The organism is Bradyrhizobium sp. ISRA430 (assembly GCF_029909975.1).
Lineage (GTDB): Bacteria > Pseudomonadota > Alphaproteobacteria > Rhizobiales > Xanthobacteraceae > Bradyrhizobium.
In genome coordinates, this window is sequence record NZ_CP094516.1 from 4,505,789 (window position 1) to 4,520,328 (window position 14,540).

14 protein-coding genes and 1 pseudogene are annotated in these 14,540 nt (G+C 64.1%); 3 read left to right on the plus strand and 12 right to left on the minus strand.

Going from position 1 to position 14,540, the window contains the following annotated elements:
- Positions 1–20: 20 nt before the first annotated feature.
- The 8 genes from ybgF to tolQ form a co-directional block, all read right to left on the minus strand.
- Positions 21–1,037, minus strand: a complete 1,017-nt coding sequence (ybgF, locus tag MTX21_RS21515; protein WP_280966698.1) for a tol-pal system protein YbgF — start codon at positions 1,035–1,037, stop codon at positions 21–23.
- Between the two features lie 187 nt (positions 1,038–1,224).
- Positions 1,225–1,713, minus strand: a complete 489-nt coding sequence (gene pal / locus MTX21_RS21520; RefSeq protein ID WP_279372974.1) for a peptidoglycan-associated lipoprotein Pal — start codon at positions 1,711–1,713, stop codon at positions 1,225–1,227.
- 256 nt (positions 1,714–1,969) lie between these two features.
- Complete coding sequence (locus MTX21_RS21525) at positions 1,970–2,731, minus strand: hypothetical protein (RefSeq protein WP_280966699.1); 762 nt, start codon at positions 2,729–2,731, stop codon at positions 1,970–1,972.
- 170 nt (positions 2,732–2,901) lie between these two features.
- Complete coding sequence (locus MTX21_RS21530) at positions 2,902–5,241, minus strand: EAL domain-containing protein (protein ID WP_280966700.1); 2,340 nt, start codon at positions 5,239–5,241, stop codon at positions 2,902–2,904.
- A gap of 249 nt (positions 5,242–5,490) precedes the next feature.
- Positions 5,491–6,867, minus strand: coding sequence for a Tol-Pal system beta propeller repeat protein TolB (gene tolB / locus MTX21_RS21535; RefSeq protein WP_280966701.1), 1,377 nt, complete (start codon positions 6,865–6,867; stop codon positions 5,491–5,493).
- Between the two features lie 16 nt (positions 6,868–6,883).
- Positions 6,884–7,834, minus strand: coding sequence for a protein TolA (locus MTX21_RS21540; RefSeq protein ID WP_280971126.1), 951 nt, complete (start codon positions 7,832–7,834; stop codon positions 6,884–6,886).
- A gap of 10 nt (positions 7,835–7,844) precedes the next feature.
- Positions 7,845–8,297, minus strand: a complete 453-nt coding sequence (tolR, locus tag MTX21_RS21545) for a protein TolR (protein ID WP_279372978.1) — start codon at positions 8,295–8,297, stop codon at positions 7,845–7,847.
- A 39-nt stretch (positions 8,298–8,336) separates the two neighbouring features.
- On the minus strand, positions 8,337–9,053 hold the full coding sequence (tolQ, locus tag MTX21_RS21550) for a protein TolQ (protein ID WP_027553212.1): 717 nt from the start codon (positions 9,051–9,053) through the stop codon (positions 8,337–8,339).
- A 610-nt stretch (positions 9,054–9,663) separates the two neighbouring features.
- Here tolQ and MTX21_RS21555 point away from each other — a divergent pair.
- Complete coding sequence (locus tag MTX21_RS21555; protein ID WP_280966702.1) at positions 9,664–10,182, plus strand: DUF2231 domain-containing protein; 519 nt, start codon at positions 9,664–9,666, stop codon at positions 10,180–10,182.
- 129 nt (positions 10,183–10,311) lie between these two features.
- On the opposite strand, the gene MTX21_RS21560 is transcribed toward MTX21_RS21555, so the two are convergent.
- The 4 genes and pseudogenes from MTX21_RS21560 to MTX21_RS21575 all read right to left on the minus strand — a co-directional run.
- Positions 10,312–10,800, minus strand: coding sequence for a DUF2852 domain-containing protein (locus MTX21_RS21560; protein ID WP_280966703.1), 489 nt, complete (start codon positions 10,798–10,800; stop codon positions 10,312–10,314).
- 121 nt (positions 10,801–10,921) lie between these two features.
- The gene (locus MTX21_RS21565) at positions 10,922–11,653 is read right to left on the minus strand and encodes a TetR/AcrR family transcriptional regulator (protein WP_280966704.1); all 732 of its coding nucleotides are present in this window, start codon (positions 11,651–11,653) and stop codon (positions 10,922–10,924) included.
- Between the two features lie 206 nt (positions 11,654–11,859).
- Positions 11,860–12,222, minus strand: a complete 363-nt coding sequence (locus MTX21_RS21570; protein ID WP_280966705.1) for a YciI family protein — start codon at positions 12,220–12,222, stop codon at positions 11,860–11,862.
- 61 nt (positions 12,223–12,283) lie between these two features.
- Positions 12,284–12,673 (minus strand): annotated as a pseudogene (locus MTX21_RS21575) (YciI family protein); the annotation flags it as partial.
- Positions 12,674–13,032: 359 nt separating this feature from the next.
- On the opposite strand from MTX21_RS21575, the gene MTX21_RS21580 reads away from it, so the two are divergent.
- Both MTX21_RS21580 and MTX21_RS21585 read left to right on the plus strand, forming a co-directional pair.
- Complete coding sequence (locus MTX21_RS21580) at positions 13,033–13,821, plus strand: SDR family oxidoreductase (RefSeq protein ID WP_280966706.1); 789 nt, start codon at positions 13,033–13,035, stop codon at positions 13,819–13,821.
- 141 nt (positions 13,822–13,962) lie between these two features.
- A complete protein-coding gene (locus tag MTX21_RS21585; protein WP_280971127.1) occupies positions 13,963–14,370 on the plus strand; it encodes a hypothetical protein in 408 nt (135 codons plus the stop codon).
- Positions 14,371–14,540 lie beyond the last annotated feature (170 nt).

Consider the following 14,540-nt stretch of genomic DNA (forward strand, 5'->3'; position numbering starts at 1 on the left):
CAGCGCTTCAACGCCGCACGTCAGCACTTCACCCGCTTCTGTTCGCGGTCGACGGCGGCTTTGACGCCGGCGGAGGCGCGCGGATATTTGCGACCGACCTCGCCGAAGGCGGCGCAGGCGGCCTCCTTCTCCTTCAGCGCGGCAAGCGACTGACCGAGCCGCAACAGCGCATCCGGGGCTTTGCCGGACTTTTCGTATTTGGTGGTGACGGCGAGGAAAGATTCCGCCGCGTCGCGATATTGCTGACGCTGGAAATAGCTCTCGCCAAGCCAATACTGGGCATCCCCGAGCAGTGGGTCGCTCGGATATTTCTGCGCAAAATTCTTCATGGTCTGCTCGGCGAGCGCGTAGTCCTTGCGCTGCATGTAGCCTATGCCGAGGTCGAACTCGTCGCGCGGCGACTGTGAGGGCGGCTGCGTGGTGAGGCCGCCGCCGGCCGGTGCCGGATAGCCCTGCTGCGCCGGGGCCGAATAGCCCTGCTGCGGGTAGCGGCCGCCGGTGTTGGCGAGGTCGAGAGGCTCGCCCGCGCCGCGGCCGCCGGGCGCGCCGACTGGAGCCGTCGCCATCGGCTGCTGGCCGCCGCCGAGCGCGCGCGGCGCGCCCGGGGCATTCGGGTTCTGGTTCGGGTCAAATGCATCGCCGCGGCGGCGGACGCCGGGTGCTCCCGGGGGCGGCGCCTCCTGAACGATCGGAGCGGGCGCCGCGCCCTGCGGCTCATAAGCGGGCTGGGCAGCCTGCTGCTGGCGATAGACCGGCGCGGACTGAGCGGGCGGCACGGCCGCCACGCTGGGCTGGGCCGGCGCATGTCCGGGCGCGCCTTGCGCACCGCCCTCGAGCTGCCGGATGCGCTCTTCGAGCTGGCGGTTGCGATATTGCAGTTCCTCGTTCTGGCCGGTGAGCTGGCGAAGCTGGTTTTCCAGCCGCTCGATCCGCATCTCGGGGTCGGCATCCTCCGACTGCGCGAGGACGGGCGAGCACAAAGAGAGCAGCGCGGCGATCGCCACGGTGCCGGTAATGACCTGAAATCTGGATGACATCTTGCCCTGACGACGAAAGCGACGTGGCGCGCGGCGGATCACTCGCCGCGCCACACATTGAGAGAGGGAGTACGCCAAAACTGTGACTGCTACCAAGGGGTTTCTATGCGCCCCGTGAAACGAAACCGGCGCCCGAGGGGGCGCCGGCATAATCCATGTCGGAAGCTGAACAGCGCGTGACTGACCGTCAGGAGCTCGCGTTCAGCACGGTGACGGCGCGGCGGTTCTGCGACCAGCACGAGATGTCGTTACAGACCGCGACCGGCCGCTCCTTGCCGTAGGAGATGGTGCGCATGCGGTTCGGATCGATGCCGCGAGAGGCCAGGAACGAGCGCACCGACTGGGCGCGGCGGGCGCCGAGCGCGATGTTATACTCGCGGGTGCCGCGCTCGTCGGCATGACCTTCGATGGTGAAGGTGTAGCGCGGATAGGTCTGCAGCCACTGCGCCTGCTTCTCCAGCGTCACGATCGCCTGCGGGGTCAGATCGGTCTGGTCGCTTTCGAAGAACACGCGATCGCCCACGTTCACGACGAAATCCTGCTGGCTGCCGGGCGTCGCGGCGTTGGCCATCGCATCCGAAGCAAGGTTCTTGTTGGCGCAGGCGCCCATCGACAGCGCGACCGCAAGCACTGCAGCCAGCTTCAATCCCTGGAGGATACGCATAGGATGTTTCATTCCGGAGCCTCCACGCTCGCGTTTAGTCCACTGCTGTCCGGTCTACAGGGGGTTGGTTAAGCGAACGTTCCGTCAACCTTGATGGGACGTTGCTAAAGCCGGTCAAATGCCCCCAATCGGCGAAAAGCAACCGCGATGGTTAATGAGTTGTAAATGTGGCGCGAGGGTGAAGGCAAGGCGTCTCGGCCGGCAGAAGCGTCGGTTTTGCCGGGAGTCTGGCCCTTAAGCAACAGGCCGGGGAACCCCGGTGCCGTGCCTAGCGGGCGGAACCGACCCATGACGCTGCTGCGTCCGGGTTCCGAGAGGTGGCCAGCAGCACGGGCCGGGGCGCAGCCTGGCGCGAGCTGGAGCGCTCGAACAGCATGCGTCGTTCGAAGGCGCTGGAGCGCATGATGGGAAAGCGCGTCAAAATCCTTTCGCGCGTCCTCGGGAAATCCGATGCCATCAAGACCGCCTTCTTCGTAGGCCAGCCCGGAAACCCACGCGGTTCGGTCAGGGTCTCCGACAGGAAGACGCGGCGATAGAAGGCCTGGTGATCGACACGCACCATCGAAAGTCCGACGTCGGCGTTGAAATGTTCGCATGCCACGAAAGGCAGCCGCACAGTCAGATAAGGCAGTTCTGGGAAGCGCTGCTGCATTTCGGGATCGGCAACAAACCGGCACGGATCGACGAAAAGCTCGCCGCGATCGAGGCGAGGATGCAGGACATCGCCGAACACCTCGGTCGTGTAGGACATCCGCCATTCGGACGTCAGAACGTGAATGCGGACGGCGCTGCAGAGTTCGTCGTCAACATAGACCCCGAAATTCCAGACATTGGGCGCATCGTCGAAGCGGTCGGTCACGCGCTGCGATTCTGCCGGCAAGATCAGTCCAGCCCGCAGATAGGCCCGGTAGCGCATCAAGTAGAGGCGATCTCTGTCCTCCGGCGTCTCGATGAGCCGGTAGTCGATGCGGTCAAACAGTGCGGCTCCCCGCGGAAGGAGCGCCGTATGCGGTTCGGCTCCGGACTTCATCTCTTACCCCTACAACTCCAGGCAACTTCCGCGAGTGCGGGAACATTAATAGTTCCTTAATAGAATTGCAAAGGCTTCGAAGTGTTAGGGTTAACCTTTGCGGCTCCGTAGAATCGCGGAGAGAGCGCAGGCGAGAGCTCTGATGACGCTCCAGTCCTATCGGAGAAAGATCAGGCGATGGATCGCGATGAGACCAGGGCGATCTGATCCTCGGCAACACGGCGACCGTGCGAGGCGTTGAGCAATTGGCGGATCCGCACCGCCGGGATCGGTCGGCTGAACAGATAGCCCTGCCCTTCGCTCACCGTACCATCGGCGTTGATCAGCGCGAGTTGCTCGTTGGTCTCGATGCCCTCGACCACGACCGACATGCCGAGGTCGGCGGACAGTCGCGCCACGCCGCGCAGCAGCGTCAGCGGGCGGTCGGTGTCGATGCCCTCGAGGAAGGAGCGATCGATCTTCACTTTCTGCATCGGGAAGTTGTGCAGGTAGCTGAGGCTGGAATAGCCGGTGCCGAAATCGTCGAGCGAAATGCGCACGCCGAGCGCATGTAGCTGTGACAGGATGTCGTGGGTGAGCTGCGTATTGCGCAACAGCGAGGATTCGGTGATCTCGATCTCCAGGCGATGGGCCGGCAGGCCCGAGACCTCGAGCGCGTAGCGGATTTCACTCAGCACGTCGCGCTGGTGGAATTGCTGCGGCGAGAAGTTGACCGCGACGCTGACGCTTTCGGGCCACTTCATGCATTCCATGCAGGCCCGGCGCAGGATCCAGCGGCCAAGATCGACGATCAGGCCCATGTCCTCGGCGACGGGAATGATGTCGACCGGCGAAACCGTGCCTCGCACCGGATGATTCCAGCGCAGCAGCGCCTCGCAGGTGGTGATCCTGCCGGTCTTCAGATTGACCAGCGGCTGGTAGAACAGCTCGAACTCCTCGTTGGCGAGCGCCTTGCGCAGGTCGAGCTCGAGGATGCGGCGGGCTTCGACGGTCGCCGCCATCTCGTCGCGGAAGAAGCAGAAGGTGCCGCGGCCGTCGGCCTTGGCGCGATAGAGCGCCATGTCGGCGTTCTTGAGCAATGTGTCGGCGCTGACATCGCCTTCCGGCGAGGTCAGTGCGATGCCGACGCTGGCGCCGATCTCGACCAGGTGATTGTCGATGCGGTAGCGCTCGCTCAGCCGCTCGACGATGCGGCGGGCGAGCGCCGCGGCATCTTCGGCCGAGTGGATGTTCTGCTGGAAAACGACGAATTCGTCGCCGCCGAAGCGGGCGACGAAATCCTCGGGCCGCAGCATCTCGCGCAGACGGTTGGCGACCGCGCAGAGGAGCTGATCGCCGCAGGGATGGCCGAGCGTGTCGTTGACCTGCTTGAACTGGTCGAGGTCGACGAAGAGCAGCGCGGAGAGGCACTCGGCATTGTGCGCAATGGCCAGGAGCCGCTCGATCTCGTCGCGAAAGCTGACCCGGTTGGGCAGCGCCGTGAGTTCGTCATAGCGGGCGAGATGGCTGATCCTCGCCTCCGCGTTCTTGCGCTCGGTGATGTCCTCGAGCAGCACGACCGTGCCGCCATCCGCCATCGGCTGGAGCGTCCATGACAGCGTCCGCCCCCGCGCGAGATCGGGATCGTTGGTGACGATCTCTTTCATCCGCGCATCAGAGATCTCGTTGAGGATCAGGTTGCCGCTTTCCGCCGAGATCGAGGCAGAGTTCACACACGCCGTGATGATGTCGGCCACGCCGGCGCCGCTCTGCGCGAGGTCGCCGGACAGATCGGTCATTTCACCGAACCGATGATTCATCACCGCGAGCTGCCCGTCGGCGCGGAACATGCACAGACCGTGCGGCATGTTGTTCAATGCCGTGTCGAACTGGCTGGCAAGCGCCGCCTCGCGCTCGCGCGCCACCACCGCTCGCAGGAATATCCTGTGCAGATTGGCCGATAGCTGCACCACCGCTAGAAGAAAGGCGGCGGATATGACCGACATTGCAATGTAGTAAGGTGTGCCGTGCAGCGCCAACGCCACCACTGCTGGACCGAATATCAGCAGGGCTTGCAGACGAAATATCGTTTGCCGTCCGTAGGCCCTGCCCGCGCCGCCCGCGACGATTCCGGTGGTCACGGAAACAGCGATCATGTGGGCGACGGCGTCGCTGCTGCTCAACAGCGTGGTGGAGCACCACAGGCCGATTGCAGCAGCCTGGATCAGCGCCCCGACCTGATAGCGCCTCTGCCAGTACGCGGCCTGTTCGGCGGTAACGTTCGATTCGCGGGCTTGGTATCGATGTAGATCGAATGCCCGCACAGCTCCCGCCAGGATGAGGAGAGGGACGAATCCCCAGATCAAGGTCTGTCCCGTCTTCAGCGCGGTCAAGGTTGCAGCGAAGGCAGAGAAGACGATGCCGGTCAGCACCGTGCCAGGAGCCTCGTACAACGAATCGATCAGCGCTGCCGAGATGGTCGGCGAGGGCTGCCGCTGGTCCGGCTCTCCGCTCTGATCTGCAAGCTGCATCTGGCCCTGTACGCGCGTCCTGTTTGGAGCGCAGTTTTACTGAGCCGGAGTGAAGTCTTTCTGAGGGAACATCGTTAAAGTCGAGTGTTTCTGAACCTCAGGCGATTGAAATACATCAATCAGATCAAGCAACTGGGAAAATTTTACCGAGCACAGCCTAAACGAAAGATTGATGCGGGCAAACATCTCGCAAATCTTTGCGAAAAAGGCGCGCATTCGGAATCGCGCGCCAAGACGGAGCCCAGACCGCTAGCCTGAGGTCGAAGACAACAGCGGCGACCACGCCGGATCGGACGCGAAGCCCGGCGTCGGCACCTTCAGCTCGTTGCGGCCGGAAATGTCGACCGTGAACAGCGACGGGCCGGAGTTGCCGCCGGGATCGCGGAAGAACATCACGACTCGGCCGTTCGGCGCGAAGGTCGGGCCCTCATTGTGATAGCCGGAGGTGAGGATGCGCTCGCCGGAGCCGTCGGGCTTCATGATGCCGATCGCGAACTGGCCACCGCCCTGCTTGGTAAACGCGATGTAGTCGCCGCGCGGCGACCACACCGGCGTCGAATAGCTGCCGTTGGTGTCGTCTTTCGAGAATGAGATGCGCTGCGCCGGTCCGCCGCTCGCCGACATCACGTAGATCTGCGGCTTGCCGCCGCGGTCGGACTCGAAGCAGATGCGGGTGCCGTCGGGCGAATAGGACGGCGAGGTGTCGATCGCGGGCGTATCGGTGAGCCGCGTGGTCGAGCGCGAACGCAGATCCATCGCGAACAGGTTGGAGTTGCCGCCCTGTTGCAGGCTCATGATGACGCGCTGGCCGTCCGGCGAGAAGCGCGGTGCAAAGGTCATGCCGGGGAAGTTGCCGACGATTTCGCGCTGCCCGGTCTCGATGTTGTAGAGATAGACCCTCGGATCGCCCTGGCCGAACTCCATGTAGGTGATCTCTTGCGAGTTCGGCGAGAAGCGCGGCGTCAGCACGAGGTCCGAGCCGCGGGTCAGATAGCGCACATTGGCGCCGTCCTGGTCCATGATCGCGAGCCGCTTGACGCGCCGCTCCTTGGCGCCGGTCTCGTCCACGAACACCACGCGGCTGTCGAAATAGCCCTTGTCGCCGGTGAGACGCTCGTAGATCTGGTCGGAGATGATGTGGGCGATGCGGCGCCAATATTCCGGAGAGGTGAAATATTGCTGGCCGGTGAGCTGCTGGCCCGAGGCCACGTCCCATAGGCGGAATTCAGCCTTGAGCCGGCCGTCCGGCTGACGCGTCATGCGGCCGGTGACGAGGGCCTGCGCGTTGATCGTCTTCCAGTTCTGGAACTGGGGCGCGACGTCGATATTGCTGATGCGCTCGATGAAGGCGGCCTGGTCGATCGGATTGAACAGCCCCGAGCGCTTCAGATTGTTGGTGATGACCTGGGTGACGCCGTTGCCGACCTCACCATCGGACGGAGAGCCCGCCACGAAGTTGGTGATCGCGATCGGCATCGGTGCGACGTTGCCTTCGGTGATCTGCAGCTTGGTCTGCGCGACCAACTGCGAGGGAAGCAGCAGCCCGGCGGCGGCACCGGCGCCACCGATGAGAAGCTGACGGCGATCGATCGGCAAAGGCGACAACGGCAAAGACTTCACGGACATTGCGGGCTCTCAGACATTAGCTGCGGAACATCGTCTTCGGATCGAAATCGATATCCATGTATTTCCACTGATCGTAGGTTTCCTGGCGCAACATTGTGTAGGGCTGGCCCTGCAACACGGCGCGAACGGCAGCGTCAGCCGCCGCCTGATAGCGCGGCGAGGAGCCGGTCGAGACCACCTGCGGCGGCTGCGTCAGTCGTCGATCCGGTCCGAGGTGAATGCGCACGGTCACGAACAGCTCTTCGGGATGCTCGATGCCGGGCTGCACGTTCCACAGGCTCGCGAGCCGCGCGCGCATCGCGTCGAGCTCGGACTGCGACAGCGTCGCGGCCGTGCCGCGCGTCGTACCGAGCGAGGCCGAGGCGTTCAGCGACGCGCCTGTGATCGACTGCCGGGTCGGATCGCGCTTGTCGAGCAGCGCCGCGATCTTGGTCTGGTCGAAGGTTCGCTCCTGCTTCGGCTTCGGAGGCTGCGGCTGCGCCTGTGCGGGCTTGGTCTCCTGCTTCGGCGTTGGCTTCTTGGCCTCCTGCTTCTTGATCGCTTCGGCGATCGGATCTTCCTTGGCCTGATCGGGCTTCTTCTCAGCGGGCTTCTGCTCTTCCTTCGGCTTGTTCTCGGCGACGGGCTTCGGCGGATCGGGCTTCTTCTCGACCGGCTTCTCCACCGGCTTCGGCGGCGGCTCGGGCGCGGACGAGGTGATGATCTCTTTCTTTTCGGTCACCTTGCCGATGGCATCCTCGACGGGCTTGGGCTCGGCGACCTTCTCGACCATCGGCTTCGGGTTGTTCTTGTCGCCGGTCTTGATGCCTTGCGTGATCTTGGACAGTTGATCGGCGGAGATGATGTCGACCGGCAGCGATTCCGGCGGCGGCGCTTCCATCGAGCGCGACGAAAAGGTGACCATCCCCCACCCAAGCACGAGGACATGGAGGGCAATCGACGCAACGAGTGTCTTGTCGACCTTCACCTTCACGATCTTACGACCCCTGATCCGCCTCGGTGACGAGCGCCAGCTTCTTGAAGCCCGCACCGGACAACAGGCCCATCACCCTGGCCACTGTTCCGTAGTCCGCCTTCTTGTCGGCCCGCATGTAGATGCGCTCGTCCAAGCCCCCGCGCGCATCCGTGATCGCCTTCAACTTCGGCACCAGCTCGTTGATGTCGATCTCGGCGTCATTGATGAACACCTTGCCCTTGATGTCGACCGAGAGCTGGATCGGCTTCTGGTCGTTCTGCTCGAGGCTCTTGGCCTGGGTCTGCGGCAGGTCGAGCGGCACGCCGACCGTGAGCAGCGGCGCCGACACCATGAAGATGATGAGCAGCACCAGCATCACGTCGACCATCGGCGTGACGTTGATTTCGGCCATGACCGGCTTGCGCCGGCTGCGGCGGCCGCCGCCCCCGGACGAACTTGCAACGTTCATGCCCATCGTCTGGTGCTCACGCTCTGGCCCACACTATACCGTCCACTAGCCTCGCTCGTCGATCTGACGCGACAGGATGGCCGAGAATTCATCCGCAAAACCCTCGAGCCGCTGGGCCTGCCGGTTCACTTCGGAGGTGAATTTATTGTAGAAAATAGTGGCAGGAATGGCGGCGATAAGGCCGATTGCGGTCGCAAACAGCGCCTCGGCGATGCCCGGTGCCACCACCGCCAGCGAGGTGTTTTTCGACGCCGCGATCGATTGGAAGCTCGACATAATGCCCCAGACCGTGCCGAACAGGCCGACAAAGGGGCCGGCGGAGCCGACGGTGGCGAGCACCAGCAGCCTGCGCTCCAGCCGCTCGACCTCGCGCGCGATCGAGACGTTCATCACCTTGTCGATGCGCATCTGCAGGCCGGCGACCGAACGCGCATGGCTCTCGAACGAGCGCTTCCACTCGCGCATTGCCGCCACGAAGCAGGCCGCCATTGAATGCGTCGGCTTGGCCGACAGCGTACGATAGAGCTCCTCGATCGACTCGCCGGACCAGAACGCCTGCTCGAAGCGGTCCATCGAGCGGCGGGTGCGCGCGTAGAGGAATATCTTGTCGATGGCGATCGCCCAGACCCACACCGAGCAAGACAAAAGCCCCAGCATGACCCCTTTCACGATCCAGTGAGCCTGCCAGAACAGCGCGATCAGCGACACGTCGGCGGAAGCGGCAACCGGAAGGGCTGACTGAGCCACGTCGGCCGGATTCATAAGCAGTATCCTCTCAAGGCGATCGTTCCATATCCTCCGGGAGCAAAATGGCTGCCGGTTCCCCAACGCCGCGCGGGTCACGCGCAGCTCACAAGCCTGCGCAAAGCCTTGTCTTTTTGGATTGCAGCGGCCCGTCCAAAGCCGGCCGTCTGCTTTCCCTGCCAAGATGTCAAAACTAAGGGCCTCGACTAAGCCTTTGGGCGCGACCTACCGACTTTTACCAGACCCCGGCGATGGTTAATGCGGGGTTACCGCGGACGAATTTGGCTGCGGGAAAGAGAGGCCGGGCAAGCGGTTGGACGAGGAAGGTGGGGCGGCGCTGCCAGACGCGGAGCGAGGTCGGTTCCCTACCCCTGCGGGCCCTTGCGGGGGAGGGCCAGGGAGAGGGGTGCCACACGGAGACCGAGCTCAATTTCAAATTCTATCGTCAGGCGACCAGCAAGATCGTCGGCCTCTCGGAGCATGCCGCGATGTTCCTCGGCACGCTCTTTTAGCTGCACCGCCGACCGGCCGCGCCGGTCAGCCAGGCTGCCTCTTTGCGGCAGAAACGGAGGAACCAGCGCTCGGGCCGAAAATTGTTCCGGAAAGTCATTTTCGATGAGGTTTTGCCATGAGCATCAACCCGAAGACGACTGCTGCGATCGGCGAGCACCCGATCCATCCGATGATCATCCCGTTTCCTGTGGCGTTCCTGGTCGGCGCGCCAATCGCCGATCTGGTCTTTATTGCAACCGGCGACGGTTTCTGGGCCCGCGCCGCGATGTGGCTGGTCGGCGCCGGCATTGTCATGGCGCTGGTCGCCGCCATAGCCGGCTTTACGGACTTCTTGAGCGAGTCCCGGATCCGCAGCCTGAACGATGCCTGGTACCACATGGTCGGCAACCTTGCGGCGGTCGTGCTGGCGCTGATCAACTTCTATCTCCGCTATGCGCAAGGCGCCGAAGCCGCGATCAAGCCGTGGGGCGTGGTGCTGTCCCTGATCGTCGTCGGCATCCTCCTGTTCACGGGATGGAAGGGCTGGGGGATGGTGTACCGTCACCACGTCGCGGTGGTCGACGCGCCGGGCCAGACGAGTTCAGAACCGGTCACGCCGCAGCATGGTGGCGAGAGCCACCGGCACGCCGCCTGAATGGGACGGCTCGGACGCACGCAACGAGCGTCTCATGAAAACCAAACCGCCCGCCTGCGACATGCAGGCGGGCGGCTTGGGGCCATCAGGACTTTGGGGGCATGCGCCTGAAGGCTTTGAGAGGTCGGATCAGCCCTGCGGCGGCTGATCCGTCGGTGGCGGCGTCGGACGGGTCCGGTGCTGCGCCATGAACTGGTCGAACTCTTCCTTGTCCTTGGCGTGACGCAGACGGGTCAGGAAATCCTTGAACTCGCGCTGCTCCTCCTCGAGCCGCTGCAGCGTTTCGGCGCGGTACTCGTCGAAGGCGCGGTTGCCGGAGGACGGCGGGCCGAAGCCGAAGCCAAAGCCGCGGCGCTCCATGCGGTCGCGCATGCGATCCATCTTGTACTGCATCCGCTCCATCTTGTTCTGCCAGCGATCTTGGTGGCTCCAGCACGACATTCTTCTGCTCCCGAGTGTGAAAAAGAGAAGGGCAAGGCCGATCGGCCACCAGATGATGAAGCCCAGGATGGTCACGGCGATCCAGCCGGGATGCCAGGGCGTGTCGAGCATGTGGGGGCGGTCGTAGGGTTGTTCCGAGGGGCCGCGCCATCGATTGACATCAGCGGTGTAGGCCATTTCCCATCTCCATCACGGCACCAGCGCCGTTGTGAATGTAAATAACATTTACATAGCTAGACCATCCCGCGTTTTTGTCAAGCCGGCCGCCCGATAGGCACGCCGATTTATTTGAGCAACTTTATTTCGGCTTGCCCCAGGGACCCGAGGGTGTACCGGAGGGGGCCTCCGGTGGAATGGGCGGCGGCTCGGCGCCTTTCGCCGCGGAACGGCGGTCGGTCGGGAAGCCGAGACCGCGCAGATAGATCAGCACTTCGGCTTCGAGCAGTTCATCGGGCGACATCGGCAGCTTCCGCCGCGCGGCATCGCCGCGCGAGAACAGCGAAGCAACGCCATGCGACATCGACCAGATATGCAGCGCCATCATCATCGCCGGCGGGCGCGGCGCGCCGGGCGGCGTCAGTGCAGCGAGGCGCTCGGCGGCGGCACGGATGACGCCGAACGCGCGTTCGCCTGCGGCCATCAGCGCCGGATTGGCATCCGTGGGAAGGCCTGATTCGAACATCGCGGCATAGAAGGCCGGCTCCTCGCGCGCAAAGGCGAGATAGGCCTTGCCGACGCGCTCGAACGCGGTGATCGTATCGGGCCGTCCGTCGTCCCAGGCCGCGGACAGCCGCGCCTCGAACTGCTCGAAGCCGCGCTGCGCGATCGAGGACAACAGTTCGTCGCGATCGCGAAAATGCCGGTATGGGGCGGCCGCACTGACGCCGGCCATGCGTGCCGCATCGGCGAAGGTGAAGCCGGCCGCGCCCTTCTCGGCGATCAGCCCGAGCGCAGCCTGCAACAAGGCTTCCTTCAGATTGCCGTGGTGATAGCCGCGCTCGGCGCGGCGCTGCTCCTTGCGCCAGCTCATGTGAACGGCTTTTACATGAGCCGCGCGCGAAGGTCACTAGCGGGAACGGGGTGTGATTAACCCCGTATTTGCACGGTCATTCCGAGCCGACGCGATGGGCCCGCGAAGCGGCCCAGAGCACGAACCCCAATCCGCAATTGCGAATTGTGGAATCTCGAGATTCCGGGTTCGGCTCTGTCGAGCCGCCCCGGAATGACTTTCGATTGCTAGCCGCCCGGGATCGGCAGCACCGGCATGATCTCGACGCGCTCGCCCGGGAAGATCGCGAAGTGCGGATGGTTTTCGAACATCTTCGTCGCCGCTTCGTGGGACGCGGCACGGACCACGGTAAAAGCGCCCATCTCATTGGCGATGTCGGCGACGCCCGTCCCATCGACCTTCTTGGTCTTGCCGAGCGGGCCGCCCATCGCCTGGATTGCGCCCTGGTGCTTCTCGACCCAAGCCTTCCAGGCCGCCATGCCTTCCTGCTCTTTCGCCTTGCGCTCGGCTTCTGACATCGCATTCCATGCGGCCCATTTCGGGCTGTTCTTGCTGCCGAGGAAAACGGCGAGATAGGTGTCGGTGCTCATCGGTTGCTTCTCCCTTGGGTGGTGATGATGACGGAAGCCGCGGCGTCGGCCGCGGCGGGTCGTCAAAGCCAGCGGCGGCCTCCTGCACGTCCGGCGGGAAGTCGCTCATCTCCTGGACCTGGCGGATCTCGATAACCTCGTTCGGCGAAGCCGGACACTTCTTGGCCCAGGCGATCGCTTCCTCGCGCGAGGCGACCTCGATCATCCAGTAGCCGCCCAGGACTTCCTTGGCCTCAGTGAACGGGCCGTCGGTCACGATCGGCTCGCCGGTCGCAAACGACACGCGCGCACCCATCGACGGTGGATGCAGGCCATCCAGCGTGATCAGAACGCCCGCGTCCTTCAGCGCCTCGTTGTAGCGCATCATCGCGGCGACGCGTTCGGGATCGAGCTGCACGTCCGGCGGTGCGGTCTCGTAGCCGAGAGGGATCATCAGCATCATGAATCGCATGGAGATATCCTTTTGCGTGGTCATTCCGGGATGCGCCGCAAGGCGCAGGCCCGGAAATCCATTCATCGACAGGCCGGCCTGACCCGCGCTCCCCAATAAGACGAACGCCGTTCTACCGAACCGACAGGGGAACGAAAATTATTTCGGCGGTCATGGCCGGCCATCGGCGCGGCAGCGGAAAGTCTGTCCCTATCATCCTGAGCACTCGCATAGCGCCCCTCCGGCAGCGACTTCAGGATCGGCGCCGCACCGGGACCGATCGGCATGCCCTGAAACCTTTCTCCGCGGGATGAAAGCGAAGTAGAAGGGGCCAAGCGCCCGCGCGCGACCAACCTTTCGAACACAGGACAGATCAGCAAATGCCGCAAGCCCCACAAAAAGTCGCCCTCGTCACCGGAGCCGCGCGCGGCATCGGGCTTGCGACCGCGAAGAAATTCCTGGCCGAGGGCTGGCGCGTGGCGCTGCTCGACATCGAGGGCGAGCTGCTCGGCCGCGCCGCGGCCGAGATCGGCAGGTACGATGCGACACTGGCGCTGACCTGCGACGTCTCCAGCGCTGCCGGCCTCAGCGCGGCGATGAAGGCGATCGAGCAGGGTTTTGGCCGCCTCGATGCGCTCGTCAACAATGCCGGGATTGCGGTGTTCTCGCCCTTGATGGAGACGTCGGATGCCGATTGGGGCCGCGTGCTCGAGGTCAACCTCACCGGCCCCTTCCTCTGCACCAAGGCGGCGGTGCCCTTGATGCGCGATGGTAACGGCGGCGCCATCGTCAACATCACCTCGATCTCGGCGGTGCGCGCCTCGACGCTGCGTTCGGCCTACGGCACCAGCAAGGCGGGGCTCGCGCATTTGACGAAGCAGCTCGCCGTCGAGCTCGCCTCCCTCAATATCCGCGTCAATGCGGTGGCGCCGGGTCCCGTCGACACCGCGATGGCCAAGCAGGTGCACACGGCGGAGATCCGCGCCGACTATCACGATGCCATTCCGCTCAACCGTTACGGCCTGGAGGAGGAACTCGCCGAAGCGATCTTCTTCCTCTGCTCGGACCGCGCGAGTTACATCACCGGCCAAATTTTGGCCGTTGATGGCGGCTTCGATGCGGCCGGCATCGGTCTGCCGACGTTGCGCGGGCAGCGCCGCAACGGATGAGACTTGTAGGGGGTTAGCGCAGCGTAACCCACCGGTTCTGACGCCGCGGATGCAAAAGTGGTGGGTTACGCTTCGCTAACCCGCCCTACGAATCGAGCTCGTGGAGGCTTCATGCAACACGCTGGCTTTGTCGGGACTGCGATGCTCGCTGCAGCCCTGCTCGCCGCCGCGCCTGCCTCGGCAGAAGTCCGCATCATGCAAAGTCCCGGCGGACAGGTCGGCCCGTTCCTCGATCTGTTCGAGAAGGTACGCGAAAGCGGCGACCGCGTGGTGATCGACGGCCCCTGCCTGTCAGCCTGCACGCTGGTGCTGAGCATCGTGCCGGGCGAGCGCATCTGCGTCACCCGCCGCGCGGTGTTCGGCTTCCATGCGGCGCGTTCGGTGGATCAGCGCGGGCGTTTCTATGCCGAGCCAGAAGCATCAGAAGCCGTGCTGCAAGCCTATCCCGGCCCGGTGCGCGACTGGATCAGCCGTCACGGCGGACTGAGCTCGCGACTGTTGCTGTTGAAGGGGCGCGAGCTCGCGGCGATCTATCCGCGCTGTCGATAGCGTTTTGGCGACCGCTCCACCGGCTGCAGATCGCGCTCGTTATTTGTCGGAACCTCTGCGTAGGTTTTAGCGCGCCGCGCCGGCAGAATGCGTCACAACTGTGAACCGCGTCACACTAACGCCAAGTTGGATTGGCATACCTGAAACCACACGACACGGATGTCTTCGGA

Coding starts and splice junctions, on each gene's coding strand:
- ybgF (WP_280966698.1), bottom strand. CDS start 1,037: ATGTCATCCAGATTTCAGGTCATTACCGGCACCGTGGCGATCGCCGCG.
- pal (WP_279372974.1), bottom strand. CDS start 1,713: ATGAAACATCCTATGCGTATCCTCCAGGGATTGAAGCTGGCTGCAGTG.
- MTX21_RS21525 (WP_280966699.1), bottom strand. CDS start 2,731: ATGAAGTCCGGAGCCGAACCGCATACGGCGCTCCTTCCGCGGGGAGCC.
- MTX21_RS21530 (WP_280966700.1), bottom strand. CDS start 5,241: ATGCAGCTTGCAGATCAGAGCGGAGAGCCGGACCAGCGGCAGCCCTCG.
- tolB (WP_280966701.1), bottom strand. CDS start 6,867: ATGTCCGTGAAGTCTTTGCCGTTGTCGCCTTTGCCGATCGATCGCCGT.
- tolR (WP_279372978.1), bottom strand. CDS start 8,297: ATGGGCATGAACGTTGCAAGTTCGTCCGGGGGCGGCGGCCGCCGCAGC.
- tolQ (WP_027553212.1), bottom strand. CDS start 9,053: ATGAATCCGGCCGACGTGGCTCAGTCAGCCCTTCCGGTTGCCGCTTCC.
- MTX21_RS21555 (WP_280966702.1), top strand. CDS start 9,664: ATGAGCATCAACCCGAAGACGACTGCTGCGATCGGCGAGCACCCGATC.
- MTX21_RS21560 (WP_280966703.1), bottom strand. CDS start 10,800: ATGGCCTACACCGCTGATGTCAATCGATGGCGCGGCCCCTCGGAACAA.
- MTX21_RS21565 (WP_280966704.1), bottom strand. CDS start 11,653: ATGAGCTGGCGCAAGGAGCAGCGCCGCGCCGAGCGCGGCTATCACCAC.
- MTX21_RS21570 (WP_280966705.1), bottom strand. CDS start 12,222: ATGAGCACCGACACCTATCTCGCCGTTTTCCTCGGCAGCAAGAACAGC.
- MTX21_RS21580 (WP_280966706.1), top strand. CDS start 13,033: ATGCCGCAAGCCCCACAAAAAGTCGCCCTCGTCACCGGAGCCGCGCGC.
- MTX21_RS21585 (WP_280971127.1), top strand. CDS start 13,963: ATGCTCGCTGCAGCCCTGCTCGCCGCCGCGCCTGCCTCGGCAGAAGTC.